The organism is Rhodococcoides corynebacterioides NBRC 14404 (assembly GCF_001894765.1).
Lineage (GTDB): Bacteria > Actinomycetota > Actinomycetes > Mycobacteriales > Mycobacteriaceae > Rhodococcoides > Rhodococcoides corynebacterioides.
Map to the genome: position 1 here is coordinate 80,921 of NZ_BCWV01000005.1, position 14,929 is coordinate 95,849.

The window sequence follows — 14,929 nt, forward strand, 5'->3', positions numbered from 1 at the left end:
AAGGAGTTCGTTCGTGACCACCGCAGCAGCCCCCGAGCGCAACGGATCGACCCACCGGGCCGACACCCCGGAGACCGGCACGGCCCGTGTGAAGCGCGGCATGGCGGAAATGCTCAAGGGCGGCGTCATCATGGACGTCGTGACCGCCGATCAGGCGAAGATCGCCGAGCAGGCCGGCGCCGTCGCCGTCATGGCCCTCGAGCGCGTCCCCGCCGACATCCGCGCGCAGGGCGGCGTCTCACGCATGAGCGACCCGGACATGATCGACGGCATCAAGGCCGCCGTGTCGATCCCCGTCATGGCGAAGGCCCGCATCGGCCACTTCGTCGAGGCGCAGGTCCTGCAGAGCCTCGGCGTCGACTACGTCGACGAGTCCGAGGTGCTGACTCCTGCGGACTACGCCCACCACATCGACAAGTGGCGCTTCACCGTGCCGTTCGTGTGCGGCGCCACCAACCTCGGCGAGGCCCTGCGCCGCATCACCGAGGGCGCGGCGATGATCCGCTCCAAGGGTGAGGCCGGCACCGGCGACGTCTCCAACGCGACCACGCACATGCGCACGCTGCGCGATCAGATCCGGCACCTGACCTCGCTGCCCGAGGACGAGCTCTACGTGGCGGCCAAGGAGCTGCAGGCGCCGTACGACCTCGTCGTCGAGGTGGCCCGTGCGGGCAAGCTCCCGGTGACGCTGTTCACCGCCGGCGGCATCGCCACCCCCGCGGACGCGGCGATGATGATGCAGCTGGGCGCGGAGGGCGTGTTCGTCGGCTCGGGCATCTTCAAGTCCGGCAATCCCGAACAGCGGGCGGCGGCGATCGTCAAGGCCACCACCTTCCACGACGATCCCGACGTCATCGCCGACGTCTCCCGCGGGCTGGGCGAGGCGATGGTCGGCATCAACGTCGACGACATCCCGCAGCCGCACCGGTTGGCCGAACGCGGCTGGTGACCCGCGCGACGCGCGTCAGGACTCACGCAACGCCGGGCGATCGGGGTGATCGACCTTCACCTCGACGTCCGGCGTGTCGTCGTGCCGATCGGCGTGGGTCACCAGCGCGTCGACGGTCCAGTGGTCCTCCTCGGGGGTGAGGCGGCGCAGGGCCGCCGGTGACAGGGTGAGCGCCACGGTGAGATCGGCGTGCAGGCCTCGGCCGAGCAGCATCGGGCCGGCGACGATCAGGACCTGATCCGGTCCGGCGTCGACCACCCGGAGCCGCGCCGAGCGGTCGGACTCCGCGTCCCAGATCGCGGGCAGCCACCGACCGCGGTCGCGGAGCGCCCCGACCACCTCGCGGGCCAGGCCGTCGTAGTCGAACCAGGCCGTGCGATAGGACATCTCGTCGGTGTGGCCGTATTCGAGACGGAGCGAGGCCGGCCGGACCCACCCGCCGAGATCGACGACGTCGGCGGCGCGGCCCTCGGTGTGCAGTCTCTCGGACACCCGAGCGGCGAGGTCGACCGGGCGGGCCGCGTCGGCTCCGTCGATCAGCACCACCCGACGACCTGCGAGCGATCGGAGTCGGTCGGTCACGGTCTCGGCGACGCCGTCGAGGGTGATGGGGGAGTAGGTCGGCATCGCCTCGATTGTTCCCCGGGACGGCGGCTCTGGGACACTGTCGCGACAAGCGCTCTTGGGACACTGCCGCGGCAAGCGCTCTGGGACACTGTCGCGGTGCGTCGGTCGGGTCCAGGGCCCGGCCGGTCCGATCGTCAGAAAGGCAGCCATGGCCGGCATCGAAGAGATCCTCGAACTCGAGCGCATCGAGAACGACATCTACCGGGGCAGTTCCATCCCCAGCGAACTTCAGCGGACCTTCGGCGGTCAGGTGGCGGGTCAGGCTCTGGTGTCGGCGGTCAAGACGGTCGACGCCGCCTTCCGGGTGCACTCGCTCCACGGGTACTTCCTGCGTCCGGGCAACCCGAACGAGCCGACGGTGTTCACCGTCGACCGCATCCGTGACGGCCGCTCGTTCGCCACGCGCCGAGTCACCGGCATCCAGGACGGCAAGGCGATCTTCACCATGTCCGCGTCGTTCCACGTCGAGGACGAGGGCATCGAGCATCAGGACCGGATGCCCACGGTGGTCGGGCCGGAGGAACTGCCCGATCTCGCCGACGACGAGTCGTCCGCCCGCAAGCTCTTCTTCCGCGAGTGGAGCCGGTGGGACGTCCGCCTGGTGCCGTCGGAGAAGCTCTCGCGGACCGCGAGTCTGGCCGCGCAGCAACAGGTCTGGATTCGCTACCGCGATCCGCTGCCGGACGATCAGGTGTTCCACGTCTGCGCCCTTGCGTACATGTCCGACATGACGCTGCTCGGCTCGGCGAAGGTTCCGCACGAGGACGTCGCCACGCAGACGGCGTCGCTCGACCACGCTCTGTGGTTCCTGCGCCCGTTCCGTGCCGACGAGTGGCTGCTCTACGACCAGACCTCGCCGTCGGCGGGACTCGGTCGTGCGCTCACCCAGGGGCGGATCTACGACCGGGAGGGCCGCATGGTCGCCGCCGTCACCCAGGAGGGCCTGATGCGCTTCGACCGCACCGCGGAGCACACGCCGGGTCTGGACGCCGGTCGGTGACCGATCCCGTCGTCGGTGTCCTCGCGCTGCAGGGCGACGTGCGCGAGCATCTGGCGGCGCTCACCGCGTCGGGTGCGCGGGCGGTGCCGGTTCGGCGCCCCGCCGAGCTCGCGGCGGTGGACGGCGTGGTGATCCCCGGCGGTGAATCCACCACGATGGGGTTGTTGCTGCGCACGTTCGATCTGCTGGAACCGCTGCGGGCGGCCGTCGCCGGCGGCCTGCCGACCTACGGTTCCTGTGCCGGGATGATCCTGCTCGCGTCCGAGATCCTCGACACGCGTCCGGACGCCGTGCACCTCGACGGGTTGAACGTGACCGTGCGGCGCAATGCCTTCGGCCGTCAGGTGGACTCCTTCGAGGCCGATCTCGACGTGACCGGACTGTCCGGACCGCCCGTGCATGCAGTCTTCATCCGGGCGCCCTGGGTGGAGCGCGTCGGTCCGGGTGTCGAGGTCCTCGCCACCGTTCCCGCGGGTCCGGCGGCGGGCCGCGTGGTCGCGGTACGCCAGAACTCGGTGCTCGCGACGTCGTTCCATCCCGAGGTGACCGGTGATCGACGCATCCACGCGATGTTCGTCGACATGGTGCGGACCGCGGTGCAGCGCCCGGAGTCGGCCGACGGCACGACGCGGGCGGACGGTCGGCCCCCGCTGTCCGCGTAAGCTGGGTCCGTTCTCCGCCGGTACGAAAGGGGCATTTGCCGATGAGCGGCCACTCCAAATGGGCTACGACCAAGCACAAGAAGGCCGTCATCGACGCCCGTCGTGGCAAGTCCTTCGCCAAGCTGATCAAGAACATCGAGGTCGCCGCACGGACCGGCGGTGGTGACCCGTCCGGCAACCCGACGCTCTACGACGCCATCCAGAAGGCGAAGAAGACCTCGGTGCCGAACGACAACATCGAGCGCGCGCGCAAACGCGGTGCCGGTGAAGAGGCGGGCGGCGCCGACTGGCAGACCATCATGTACGAGGGTTACGGGCCCAACGGCGTGGCGGTGCTCATCGAGTGCCTCACCGACAACCGCAACCGCGCCGCCGGCGAGGTGCGCGTCGCGATGACGCGCAACGGCGGCAACATGGCCGATCCCGGATCCGTGGCGTACCTGTTCTCGCGCAAGGGCGTGGTGACGCTCGAGAAGAACGGTCAGAGCGAGGACGACATCCTCATGGCCGTCCTCGACGCGGGCGCCGAGGAGGTCAAGGACAACGGCGACACCTTCGAGGTCGTCTCCGAGCCGACCGACCTGGTCGCCGTCCGGTCCGCGCTGCAGGAGGCGGGCATCGACTACGACTCCGCCGAGGCGAGCTTCCAGCCGTCCGTCAGCGTGCCGGTCGACGCCGACGGTGCGCGGAAGGTGTTCAAGCTGATCGACGCGCTCGAGGACAGCGACGACGTGCAGAACGTCTACTCCAACGTCGACATCAGCGACGAGGTCATGGCGGAGCTCGACTCCGACTGAGTCCGACCGCGCCGTGTCGCTCGCCGGTCACTCCCGCCCCGGGCGTTACAGTATCGAACAACAGTTCGTAGGCGCCCGGCTCGTGGTCGTCCCGGCAGAAGGAGTGCGGTCCGGTTGCGTGTGATGGGTGTCGATCCGGGCCTGACCCGGTGCGGCCTGAGCCTCGTCGAGGGTGGGGCGGGGCGCGCCGTGACCGCTCTCGACGTCGACGTCGTCCGCACGCCGGCCGACCTCGACCTCGCCGAGCGGCTGCTGCTGATCGCGGAGTCGGCGGAGTACTGGCTGGACACCCATCGACCGACCGTCGTCGCCGTCGAGCGGGTGTTCTCCCAGAACAACGTGCGGACCGCGATGGGCACCGCGCAGGCGGGCGGTGTCATCGCACTCGCCGCGGCCCGGCGGGGCATCCCGGTCGCGTTCCACACCCCGAGCGAGGTCAAGGCCGCGGTGACGGGCAACGGATCGGCCGACAAGGCGCAGGTGACCGCCATGGTGACCCGGATCCTGGGGATGCAGCGAGCGCCGCGACCGGCCGACGCCGCCGACGCGCTCGCCCTCGCCATCTGCCACTGCTGGCGGGCCCCGATGCTGGCGCGCATGGCCGCGGCGGAGAAGCAGGCCGCCGCCGCCAAGGCGTCGTACGAGAAGAAGCTGGCCCAGCAACGTGCCGCGCACCGGGCGCGCACCATCACCCCGGGAGCGACGCGTTAGATGATCTCCTCCGTTCGCGGCACCGTGTTGGACATCGCCCTCGACCACGTCGTCGTGGAGGCGGGCGGACTCGGCTACCGCGTCAACGTCACGCCGGCCACCCTCGCGTCCCTCACACGCGGGTCCGAGGCCACGCTGGTGACCTCGATGATCGTCCGCGAGGACTCGATGACCCTGTACGGCTTCACCGACGGCACGTCCCGTGACCTGTTCGGGCTGTTGCAGACCGTGTCGGGGGTCGGGCCACGACTCGCCATGGCGGTGCTGGCCGTGCTGGAGCCCGACGCACTGCGCATCGCTCTCGCCGACGGGAACACCGCTGCGTTGACGCGGGTGCCGGGCATCGGCAAGCGCGGCGCCGAACGGATGGTGGTCGAACTGCGCGACAAGATCGACGGCGTCGTCGCGGCACCGACCACCGCCGTCGGCCCCGCCGGGACGGGCGCGGTGCGAGATCAGGTCGTCGAGGCGCTCGTCGGCCTCGGCTTTCCGGTCAAGCAGGCCGAGAGCGCCGTCGACGCGGTGCTCGCGGACTCGCCCGACTCCACCACCTCCGTCGCTCTGCGGTCCGCGCTGTCGACGCTCGGACGGTCGCGATGACGGACGAGGACCGGCCGGAGGATCCCTCTCCCGTCACCGCCGAGGTCCGGCCCGACGACGGCGACCTCGACGCGAGCCTGCGGCCGAAATCGCTCGACGACTTCATCGGACAACCGCGAGTGCGCGAGCAGCTGCACCTGGTGCTCCAGGGCGCGACCCAGCGCGGCGGCACACCCGATCACATCCTGCTGTCCGGTCCGCCGGGCCTGGGCAAGACGTCGATGGCGATGATCATCGCCGCGGAACTGGGCAGTGCCCTGCGATTGACGTCCGGCCCGGCGCTCGAGCGGGCGGGCGATCTCGCGGCGATGCTCAGCAACCTGGTCGAGGGCGACGTCCTGTTCATCGACGAGATCCACCGCATCGCGCGGCCCGCCGAGGAGATGCTCTATCTCGCCATGGAGGACTTCCGCGTGGACGTCGTCGTCGGGAAGGGACCGGGCGCGACGTCCATTCCACTCGACGTCGCGCCGTTCACCCTCGTCGGCGCGACCACACGATCGGGCGCGCTGACCGGACCGTTGCGCGACCGTTTCGGCTTCACGGCGCACATGGACTTCTACGACCCGCAGGAGCTGCAGCGCATCCTCACGAGGTCGGCCGGAATTCTGGGGGTGCGCATCGACGTCGATGCAGCCGCCGAGATCGCGGGCCGCTCCCGCGGGACGCCGCGTATCGCGAACCGGCTACTGCGCCGGGTGCGCGACTACGCGGAGGTGCGAGCCGACGGGCGGGTCACCCTGGCCGTGGCGCGCGCGGCGCTCGACGTCTACGACGTGGACGAACTCGGACTGGACCGGCTGGACCGCGCGGTGCTCGGCGCACTGGTGCGCAGCTTCGGCGGCGGACCGGTGGGCGTGTCGACGCTCGCCGTGGCGGTGGGGGAGGAACCCGCCACCGTCGAGGAGGTGTGTGAGCCCTACCTGGTGCGCGCCGGCATGATCGCGCGGACCCCGCGGGGACGGGTGGCCACGGCGGCGGCCTGGGAACGGCTGGGCCTGGTACCCCCGCCCGACCTGGCCGTCGGCGGTATCGCCGTGCGCGTCAACGAGCCCCAACGGACCCTGTTCGACGAGTCCTGATCGCCCGAAACGGGCATCGGCGTGGCACACTGGACACGCGGTGGGCAGCCGTTACCCGGTCGAACCCGCCACCATTCACCCCCGATCACGAGGATTGACGTTTCCGATGGAACTGCTGTTTCCCCTTCTCATTCTTGCGCTCCTGGTGCCCATGTTCATGGGTATCCGCCGACAGAAGAAGGAGATGGCGAAGGTCTCCGAGCTGCAGCAGTCGCTGAGCGTCGGTGACCGCGTGATCACCACCGCCGGTCTGCACGGCCTGGTCGACGACCTGACCGAGGACACCGTCGATCTGGAGATCGCCCCCGGCATCATCACCACCTGGTCGCGCGTCGTCGTGCGCGAGGTCGTCGCCGATCAGGACGAGACCGACGAGCTCGACGAGACCACCGCCACCGACTACGACGAGACGGTCGACGCCGGCGCCCGCGTCGACGCGCTGGAGAACGGTCGCACCGCGGACACGGACGCCGCGGCGCCTCGCCTGACCAAGGACTGAGCGGCCCCCACCGACACCACCCACCGCCCCCGAGGACGTCCTCGGGGGCGGTGGCGTGTCCGCGAGAGGGTACGGTCGATCGGGCTTCGGACCGACGTCCGTGTGCCGATCGACCCGAACGACCCGACCGACCATCCCGACCGAACGTCCGAGGAGAAGCAGCAATCGTGGCATCGTCCAGCGGATCGTCGTATCCGGTGCGGTATCTCGCCCTGTTCGGGGCGTTGGTCGCACTGGTTTACGGCCTGGTGTTCCTCACCGGTGACAAGTCGCCCACTCCCAAGCTGGGGATCGATCTGCAGGGCGGTACCCGCGTCACGCTGACCGCTCGGACCCCGGACGGCAGCGCGCCGAGCCAGGACAGCCTGCGTCAGGCGCAGCAGATCATCGAGACGCGCGTCAACGGTCTCGGTGTGTCCGGCTCCGAGGTGGTCATCGACGGCCAGAACCTGGTCATCACGGTGCCCGGTGACGACTCGTCGCAGGCGCGGACGCTGGGACAGACGGCCCGCCTGTACATCCGGCCCGTCATCCAGGCGACGTCCCCGACGCCGCCCGGCACACCCGCGGCCACGGATCCCGCTGCGCCGGTCGATCCTGCTGCGCCGGTCGATCCTGCTGCGCCGGTCGATCCTGCTGCGCCGGTCGATCCCGCCCCGCAGAACCGTCCGTTCCCCGCGCAGGACCCGACCGATCCGGCCGAGCCGACCGACACCGCCCCGACGGAGACGGCGCCGACCGAGGAGCCGAGCGAGCAGGACGCCGGCTCCGAACCGGGCACCGCACCCACGGAAGCGACCCCCGACGAGACCGCTGATGCGATCGCCGAGGCCAAGGCCCTGCGTCAGAGCGAGGACCCGACCGTCCAGCAGCAGGCCGCGGCGACCATCGACTGCTCGGCGCCGGATCCCCTGCAGGGCAACGACGATCCCGCTCTCCCGCTCGTGGCGTGCTCGACCGACGGCACCGCCGTGTACGTCCTCGGCCCCTCGATCATCGACGGCCAGCAGATCGCCGACGCGTCCTCCCAGTTCGACACGCAACAGTCCCGCAACGTGGTCTCCCTCAGCTTCGACACCGCCGGTGGCGACACCTGGGCACAGTTCACGGCGGCCAACATCGGCCAGCAGGCCGCGTTCACCCTCGACTCCAAGGTCGTCAGCGCGCCGGTGATCCAGGGCGCGACGCCGTCGGGCAGCGCCACCCAGATCACCGGAAACTTCACCGCCGACAGCGCGCGGGAACTCGCGAACACCCTCAAGTACGGCTCGCTGCCGCTGTCCTTCGCCGCGTCCGAGGCGGAGACGGTGTCCGCCACCCTCGGCCTCGCCTCGCTCGAAGCCGGGCTCGTCGCGGGCGCGGTCGGCCTGGTGTTGGTCCTGCTGTACTGCCTTCTCTACTACCGCATGCTCGGCATCCTGACCGCGCTGTCGCTGGTGCTGTCCATGGCCGCGATCTACGGGATCCTGGTGCTGCTCGGCCGATGGATCGACTTCACGCTCGACCTCGCGGGCATCGCCGGCCTCATCATCGGTATCGGCATGACGGCGGACTCGTTCGTCGTCTTCTTCGAACGCATCAAGGACGAGATCCGCGAAGGACGCAGCTTCCGGTCCGCCGTGCCGCGAGGGTGGGCCCGCGCCCGGCGCACCATCCTCTCCGGCAACGCGGTCAGCTTCATCGCCGCCGCCGTGCTCTACGTCCTCGCCGTCGGACAAGTGCGGGGCTTCGCCTTCACGCTCGGACTGTCCACGCTGCTCGACATCGTCATCGTGGTGCTGGTGACGTGGCCGCTGGTCAACCTCGCGTCCCGGTCCGAGTTCTGGTCCCGGCCCTCGATCAACGGGTTGGGCGCCGTGCAGGAGATCGCCCGCGCCCGCAAGCGTGCCGCCGCCGCCAAGACCGCCGCCGTCGCCGGCGCCGAGAAGGAGGCCTGAACCATGGCCGACACCACCACCCTCACCGACACCGCGCCCGAGCCCGCCGAGCAGGGACGCGGCCTGCTCTCCCGGCTGTACACCGGCACCGGAGCGTTCGACATCATCGGTCGTCGCCGGCTCTGGTACATCGTCACCGGCGTCATCGTCGCGGTCTCGCTGCTCTCGATTCTCGTCCGCGGCTTCACCCTCGGCATCGACTTCGAGGGCGGCACCCGCGTGCAGTTCCCCGCGGCCGACGGGGTCGAGACCTCCCAGGTCGAGCAGATCTACACCGACACCCTCGGGGCGGATCCCGTGGCCGTGCAGACGGTGGGGTCCGGCGCCGGAGCCACCATCCAGATCCGTTCCGAGACACTCGACGCCGGGCAGGCCTCATCCCTCCAGACCGCACTCTTCGACGCCTTCGCGCCGCAGAACTCTGCGGGCGAGGCCACGCCGGACGCCGTGACGTTCACCGACGTCAGCGAGACGTGGGGCTCGCAGATCACCGAGAAAGCACTGATCGCACTCGCGGTCTTCCTGGTGCTGGTGAGCATCTACATCGCGATCCGGTACGAACGCGACATGGCGATCGCCGGCATCACGGCGCTCTTCTTCGACATCCTGGTGACCGCCGGCGTCTACTCCCTCGTGGGTTTCGAGGTGACACCGGCCACGGTCATCGGCCTGCTCACCATTCTCGGCTTCTCGCTCTACGACTCCGTCGTGGTGTTCGACAAGGTCGAGGAGAACACCCGCGGCATCCTGCATCTGAACCGGCGCACCTACGCAGAACAGGCCAACCTCGCCGTCAATCAGACCCTCATGCGCTCGATCAACACCACCGTGATCAGCGTGCTGCCGGTCCTCGCTCTCATGGTGATCGCCGTCTGGCTTCTCGGCGTGGGCACTCTCAAGGATCTCGCGCTGGTGCAGCTGGTCGGCATCATCGTGGGCGCGTACTCGTCGATCTTCTTCGCGACGCCGCTGGTGGTCTCGCTCAAGGAACGGTGGGGACCGGTCGCCGCCCACACCCGCAAGGTGCACGCGAAGCGAGCCGAGGCGGCCGAGCGCCGCGCAGCCTCGTCGGGCGACGCCGCCCCCTCGGGTGCCGTGTCGGTCACGAAGGACCGGCCGGAATCCGCGGCCGGGCCGCGCGCGGGCGCGAGGAGCGGCGCCGATGGGCCTCGCGCGGGCGCGCGGAGCGGCGCCGATGGGCCTCGCGCGGGCGCGAGGCCGACGGGCAAGCGGGCCAAGAAGAGGCGCTGACATGACGCGCGGAACGACACGCCTGGTCGCCGGCGCCGCCACGGTCCTCGTCGCGGTGTCCGCGGCGGCCTGCAGCACCGAGAAGGATCGCGTCCCGTCCATCGGCTACGCCGTGAACGGGCCGATCACCACCTACAACGCAGGCACCACCGAGGGCGCGTACTCCGCGGCGCGGCAGGCCTTCTCCCGCGTCCTCCCGGGTTTCACCATGGTCGGGCCCGGGGGAACGGCGGTCGCGGACACCGACATCGGCACCGTCACCGAGGTGCCGGGTCAGCAACAGGTCCTGACCTACGCGTTCGCCCCGGCCGCCGTCTGGTCCGACGGGGTCCCCATGACGTGTGACGACCTCGTGCTCGCCTGGGCCGCGCGGCGCGGGAACACCGAGACGTCGGCTACCGCGTTCGACGCTGCCGAGACCGCCGGGTACACCGACATCGAACGCATCGACTGCGTGCCCTCGCAGAAGGAGGCCACGGTCACCTTCCGCGCCGACCGACCTCTCGTCGACCGCGAATCCCTGTTCGGCCCCGGCACCATCCTCCCGGCGCACGTCGCCGCCCGGACCGCGGGTGTTCCGGACGTCACCTCGACCCTCGCGGGCGGCGACCCCGACGCCGTCGGTCGCCTCGCCGAGGCATGGAACAGCGGATGGACCCTGCCCACCGGCGCGGTCGACCCGGCAGTCTTCGCTGCGTCCGGTCCGTTCCGCGTCGAATCGTTCTCCGCGGACGACGGCCTGGTCCTCGTGCCCAACGACGCGTGGTGGGGCGTGCCGCCCCAGACCGACCGGGTCGTGGTCTGGCCGTCCGGGATCGATCTGGCCGCGAAGGCGAGCACCGGGGACGTCGAGGTCGCGGACCTGCTCGGCGGCGCTGCGGTGCCCGACGGGTTCGCCGCGGCCGCCCAGCCGAGCTTCGGCGTCGAACAGTTGATCTTCGCGACGTCCGGGGTCTTCGTCGACCCGGCCGCTCGCCGCGCCGTCGCGTCGTGCGTTCCCCGCACGGCGTTGTTCGACGCCCACGGACACCCCGGCTACGAGGCCGAGACCGGCCGCGGATCCGGAGTCGTCGACAGCCGGGTCATGCTGCCCGGCACGCTGCCGTACCGCAGCGTCGCCTCGGTGGCGGCCGACCGCTACCGCACCACCGACGTCGCCGCCGTGACCGCCGGTCTCGCACAGGCCGGGCTCACCGAGCCCACGGTGCGCATCGGCTACCGCGGACCCGACGCGCGTCGGGCCGCGATCGTCGCCGACATCGCGGCCGCGTGCGGACCGCTGGGGATCGACGTCGTCGATGCCTCCTCGGACACCCTCTCGCCGCTCGCCCTGCGCGCCGGGGAGGTCGACGTGCTGCTCGCCGGCACTGCCGGCGGGTTCGGCCCGACCGGCACCGCGACGCCCGGGTCCGCCCGGACTGCACTGCTCGGCGGTCAGAACGTGAACCTCGGCGGATACGCGAACGGGCGCGTCGACGAGCTGGTGACTCGTCTCGCCGTGGACGGCTCGGACGCCACGGCGCTGTCGGCCGGAACGGACGTCGAGCGGATCCTCTGGGACGACCTGCCGACGTTGCCGTTGTGGAACGTGCCCGTCGTCACCGCGACGGCGTCCGGCATGCGTGGGGTCGACGCCAATCCGAGCGTCGCCGGAGCAGGATGGAACATGGACAAGTGGGTCTTCGTCCGATGAGTGACGCTGCCGTCTCGCCCGCCGGTCTCGCGGTGGAACGTCTCACCCGGTGGGCCGACGACTTCCCGACGCCCGGCGTCCGGTTCGCCGATCTCACCCCGGTGTTCGCGGACGCGGAGGGATTGCGCCTCGTCATCGACGCGCTGGCGGAAGCCGGTCGCGACGCCGACGTGGTCGCCGGGATCGACGCACGCGGTTTCCTCCTGGGAGCCGGGGTGGCGCTGGCGCTGGACACGGGGGTGATCGCCGTCCGGAAGGCGGGCAAGCTGCCACCGCCCGTCCATCGGCAGTCGTATGCGCTCGAGTACGGCACCGCCGAACTCGAGATCTCGGCCGACGGCATCGCCCTGGCCGGGCGTCGTGTGCTCGTCGTCGACGACGTGCTCGCCACCGGTGGAACACTGGAAGCAGCAGCGGAACTGCTCACCCGGTGCGGCGCCGAGGTGGTGGGCGCGGCCGTGGTTCTCGAGGTGGAAGCTCTGGGCGGCCGGACGCGTTGGAACCACGGACCGCTCACCGCACTGGGCTCCGTCCAGTGAGTTCCGTCTAGGCTGAGCGGGCCGGAACTGCGGGAGGTGCTCGAGATGACGCGCTACATCGGACAAACGCCGACGGACGCCGAGCCCGAGGCTGTCCCGGACACGCCCGTCGCGACGGAGCAGGACCGCGTGGACGCCGACGCACCCGCTGCGACACCGGCCGAGACCTCGCAGGCACCGGCGCCGCAGGCGCCGACCCCGCAGGCGCCGTCGTCCGCCTCGCGGCGAGTCCGCGCCCGGCTCGCCCGTCGTATCACCGCGCAGCGCAGCACGGCGGTCAAGACCGTCCTCGAGCCGCTGGCCGGGACGCACCGCACGCTGTACCCGAAGGCGGACCTCGGACTGCTCCAGCGCGCCTACGACGTGGCCGAGGAACGTCACGCCTCGCAGATGCGCAAGTCCGGGGACCCGTACATCACGCACCCGCTGGCCGTCGCCAACATCCTCGCGGAACTGGGGATGGACACCACGACCCTGGTGGCGGCACTCCTGCACGACACCGTCGAGGACACGGGCTACTCCCTCGACCAACTGCGCGCCGAGTTCGGCGACGAGGTCGCCCACCTCGTCGACGGCGTCACCAAGCTCGACAAGGTGGCTCTGGGCACCGCGGCCGAGGGCGAGACCATCCGCAAGATGATCATCGCGATGGCTCGTGACCCGAGAGTGCTGGTCATCAAGGTCGCCGACCGGTTGCACAACATGCGGACCATGCGTTTCCTCCCGCCGGAGAAGCAGGCGCGCAAGGCCAAGGAGACGCTCGAGGTCATCGCGCCACTGGCCCACCGCCTCGGCATGGCGACCGTCAAGTGGGAGCTCGAGGACCTCGCGTTCGCGATCCTGCACCCCAAGAAGTACGACGAGATCGTGCGGCTCGTCGCCGACCGCGCCCCCTCGCGCGACACCTACCTGGCGAAGGTGCGGGCCGAGATCAACAGCACGCTCGCGGCGTCGCGCATCGGCGCCGTCGTCGAGGGTCGCCCCAAGCACTACTGGTCGATCTACCAGAAGATGATCGTCAAGGGCCGCGACTTCGACGACATCCACGACCTGGTCGGCGTCCGCGTCCTCTGCGACGAGATCCGCGACTGTTACGCGGCCGTCGGCGTCGTGCACTCGTTGTGGCAGCCGATGGCCGGACGGTTCAAGGACTACATCGCGCAGCCGCGCTACGGCGTCTACCAGTCGCTGCACACCACCGTGGTGGGTCCGGAGGGCAAGCCCCTCGAGGTGCAGATCCGCACGCGGGACATGCACCGCACGGCGGAGTTCGGCATCGCGGCCCACTGGCGGTACAAGGAGACCCGCGGCAAGCACTCCGGCGACGCCGCCGAGGTCGACGACATGGCGTGGATGCGTCAGCTGCTCGACTGGCAACGTGAGGCGGCCGACCCGGGGGAGTTCCTGGAGTCGTTGCGCTACGACCTGGCGGTGAAGGAGATCTTCGTCTTCACCCCCAAGGGCGACGTGGTCACTCTGCCGGCCGGCTCGTGTCCGGTGGACTTCGCGTACGCCGTCCACACCGAGGTCGGACACCGCTGCATCGGGGCCCGGGTCAACGGTCGGCTGGTTGCGCTCGAGCGGCGGCTCGAGAACGGCGAAGTCGTGGAGGTCTTCACCTCGAAGGCACCCACGGCGGGTCCGAGCCGGGACTGGCAGACGTTCGTCGCGTCTCCGCGGGCGAAGACGAAGATCCGCCAGTGGTTCGCCAAGGAACGGCGTGAGGAAGCCCTCGACGCCGGCAAGGATGCCATCGCAAAGGAAGTGCGACGCGGCGGACTTCCGTTGCAGCGCTTGATGAACGGCGAATCCATGTCGGCCATCGCGCACGAGCTCCGGTACGTCGACGTCTCCGCGCTCTACACCGCGGTGGGGGAGAACCACGTCTCCGCACAGCACGTCGTGCAGCGGTTGGTGGCGCATCTCGGCGGCGTCGGCGACGTCGAGGAGGAACTGGCCGAGCGGTCGACGCCGTCGACCATCCCCACCCGGCCACGCCGCGTCGGCGACGCGGGCGTCCTGGTGGCCGGGGCGGACGGTGTGGTGGCCAAGCTCGCCAAGTGCTGCACGCCGGTCCCGGGCGACGACATTCTGGGGTTCGTCACGCGCGGCGGTTCCGTCAGCGTCCACCGCACGGACTGCACCAACGCCACCTCGCTGCAGCAGCAGTCCGAACGGCTCATCGAGGTGGAGTGGGCGCCGTCGCCGTCCTCGGTGTTCCTGGTCGCCATTCAGATCGAGGCGCTCGATCGGCATCGCTTGCTGTCCGACGTCACCAAGGCCCTGGCGGACGAGAAGGTCAACATTCTCTCGGCGTCGGTCACCACCTCCGGTGATCGGGTGGCGATCTCGAAGTTCACGTTCGAGATGGGCGACCCCAAGCATCTGGGGCACGTGCTCAACGTCGTCCGCAACGTCGAGGGCGTCTACGACGTCTACCGACTGACGTCGGCGGCGTGACCGACCAGCAAGCCAGGTTCTCGGTCGCGCCGGCCGACCCCGCCGCGGCATGGTGCTGCGGCCGGGACGACGCCGGCGATCGAGCCGTGGTGGGTCCGCTGGTGCTGACGGCGGGGTAGCTC

At 70.5% G+C, this 14,929-nt stretch carries 15 protein-coding genes; 14 read left to right on the forward strand and 1 reads right to left on the reverse strand.

The genetic code is table 11. The features are described 5' to 3' along the window. Positions 1-13 precede the first annotated feature (13 nt). Positions 14-949 (forward strand): pyridoxal 5'-phosphate synthase lyase subunit PdxS, encoded by a 936-nt coding sequence (gene pdxS, locus RC2_RS12905; RefSeq protein ID WP_072681488.1) that lies wholly within the window; start codon positions 14-16, stop codon positions 947-949. 15 nt (positions 950-964) lie between these two features. On the opposite strand, the gene RC2_RS12910 is transcribed toward pdxS, so the two are convergent. Continuing rightward, entirely contained in the window at positions 965-1,576 is a 612-nt protein-coding gene (locus tag RC2_RS12910) for a nucleoside/nucleotide kinase family protein (protein ID WP_068152501.1), read from the reverse strand. Between the two features lie 148 nt (positions 1,577-1,724). On the opposite strand from RC2_RS12910, the gene RC2_RS12915 reads away from it, so the two are divergent. From RC2_RS12915 to RC2_RS19300, 13 genes are all read left to right on the forward strand, one after another. After that, positions 1,725-2,576 carry an acyl-CoA thioesterase gene (locus RC2_RS12915; RefSeq protein WP_068152504.1) on the forward strand — a complete coding sequence of 284 codons (852 nt, stop codon included), beginning with the start codon at positions 1,725-1,727 and terminating at the stop codon, positions 2,574-2,576. Continuing rightward, a complete protein-coding gene (pdxT, locus tag RC2_RS12920) occupies positions 2,573-3,238 on the forward strand; it encodes a pyridoxal 5'-phosphate synthase glutaminase subunit PdxT (RefSeq protein ID WP_068152507.1) in 666 nt (221 codons plus the stop codon). Before RC2_RS12915 ends, pdxT begins: the two co-directional genes overlap by 4 nt. A gap of 41 nt (positions 3,239-3,279) precedes the next feature. Continuing rightward, positions 3,280-4,035, forward strand: coding sequence for a YebC/PmpR family DNA-binding transcriptional regulator (locus tag RC2_RS12925; RefSeq protein ID WP_068152510.1), 756 nt, complete (start codon positions 3,280-3,282; stop codon positions 4,033-4,035). Positions 4,036-4,149: 114 nt separating this feature from the next. After that, a complete protein-coding gene (ruvC, locus tag RC2_RS12930) occupies positions 4,150-4,746 on the forward strand; it encodes a crossover junction endodeoxyribonuclease RuvC (protein ID WP_068152512.1) in 597 nt (198 codons plus the stop codon). Continuing rightward, on the forward strand, positions 4,747-5,346 hold the full coding sequence (ruvA, locus tag RC2_RS12935) for a Holliday junction branch migration protein RuvA (RefSeq protein WP_068152515.1): 600 nt from the start codon (positions 4,747-4,749) through the stop codon (positions 5,344-5,346). It abuts the gene before it with no gap. Next, on the forward strand, positions 5,343-6,428 hold the full coding sequence (gene ruvB / locus RC2_RS12940) for a Holliday junction branch migration DNA helicase RuvB (protein WP_068152516.1): 1,086 nt from the start codon (positions 5,343-5,345) through the stop codon (positions 6,426-6,428). Before ruvA ends, ruvB begins: the two co-directional genes overlap by 4 nt. A gap of 106 nt (positions 6,429-6,534) precedes the next feature. Beyond that, positions 6,535-6,927 (forward strand): preprotein translocase subunit YajC, encoded by a 393-nt coding sequence (gene yajC / locus RC2_RS18450; RefSeq protein ID WP_082895733.1) that lies wholly within the window; start codon positions 6,535-6,537, stop codon positions 6,925-6,927. 167 nt (positions 6,928-7,094) lie between these two features. Further along, entirely contained in the window at positions 7,095-8,864 is a 1,770-nt protein-coding gene (gene secD, locus RC2_RS12950; RefSeq protein ID WP_072681490.1) for a protein translocase subunit SecD, read from the forward strand. 3 nt (positions 8,865-8,867) lie between these two features. Then, positions 8,868-10,115: a protein translocase subunit SecF gene (gene secF / locus RC2_RS12955; RefSeq protein WP_072681492.1), complete on the forward strand. Its 1,248-nt coding sequence runs from the start codon at positions 8,868-8,870 to the stop codon at positions 10,113-10,115. Position 10,116: 1 nt separating this feature from the next. Continuing rightward, the gene (locus tag RC2_RS12960) at positions 10,117-11,808 is read left to right on the forward strand and encodes an ABC transporter substrate-binding protein (protein ID WP_072681494.1); all 1,692 of its coding nucleotides are present in this window, start codon (positions 10,117-10,119) and stop codon (positions 11,806-11,808) included. Next, positions 11,805-12,347, forward strand: coding sequence for an adenine phosphoribosyltransferase (locus tag RC2_RS12965; protein ID WP_068150410.1), 543 nt, complete (start codon positions 11,805-11,807; stop codon positions 12,345-12,347). Before RC2_RS12960 ends, RC2_RS12965 begins: the two co-directional genes overlap by 4 nt. A 45-nt stretch (positions 12,348-12,392) precedes the next feature. After that, on the forward strand, positions 12,393-14,807 hold the full coding sequence (locus RC2_RS12970; RefSeq protein WP_245811109.1) for a RelA/SpoT family protein: 2,415 nt from the start codon (positions 12,393-12,395) through the stop codon (positions 14,805-14,807). Further along, the gene (locus RC2_RS19300; RefSeq protein ID WP_261767550.1) at positions 14,804-14,926 is read left to right on the forward strand and encodes a hypothetical protein; all 123 of its coding nucleotides are present in this window, start codon (positions 14,804-14,806) and stop codon (positions 14,924-14,926) included. Before RC2_RS12970 ends, RC2_RS19300 begins: the two co-directional genes overlap by 4 nt. Positions 14,927-14,929: the final 3 nt, after the last annotated feature.

Coding starts and splice junctions, on each gene's coding strand:
- RC2_RS12910 (WP_068152501.1), bottom strand. CDS start 1,576: ATGCCGACCTACTCCCCCATCACCCTCGACGGCGTCGCCGAGACCGTG.
- RC2_RS12915 (WP_068152504.1), top strand. CDS start 1,725: ATGGCCGGCATCGAAGAGATCCTCGAACTCGAGCGCATCGAGAACGAC.
- RC2_RS12925 (WP_068152510.1), top strand. CDS start 3,280: ATGAGCGGCCACTCCAAATGGGCTACGACCAAGCACAAGAAGGCCGTC.
- ruvA (WP_068152515.1), top strand. CDS start 4,747: ATGATCTCCTCCGTTCGCGGCACCGTGTTGGACATCGCCCTCGACCAC.
- ruvB (WP_068152516.1), top strand. CDS start 5,343: ATGACGGACGAGGACCGGCCGGAGGATCCCTCTCCCGTCACCGCCGAG.
- yajC (WP_082895733.1), top strand. CDS start 6,535: ATGGAACTGCTGTTTCCCCTTCTCATTCTTGCGCTCCTGGTGCCCATG.
- secF (WP_072681492.1), top strand. CDS start 8,868: ATGGCCGACACCACCACCCTCACCGACACCGCGCCCGAGCCCGCCGAG.
- RC2_RS12960 (WP_072681494.1), top strand. CDS start 10,117: ATGACGCGCGGAACGACACGCCTGGTCGCCGGCGCCGCCACGGTCCTC.
- RC2_RS12965 (WP_068150410.1), top strand. CDS start 11,805: ATGAGTGACGCTGCCGTCTCGCCCGCCGGTCTCGCGGTGGAACGTCTC.
- RC2_RS12970 (WP_245811109.1), top strand. CDS start 12,393: ATGACGCGCTACATCGGACAAACGCCGACGGACGCCGAGCCCGAGGCT.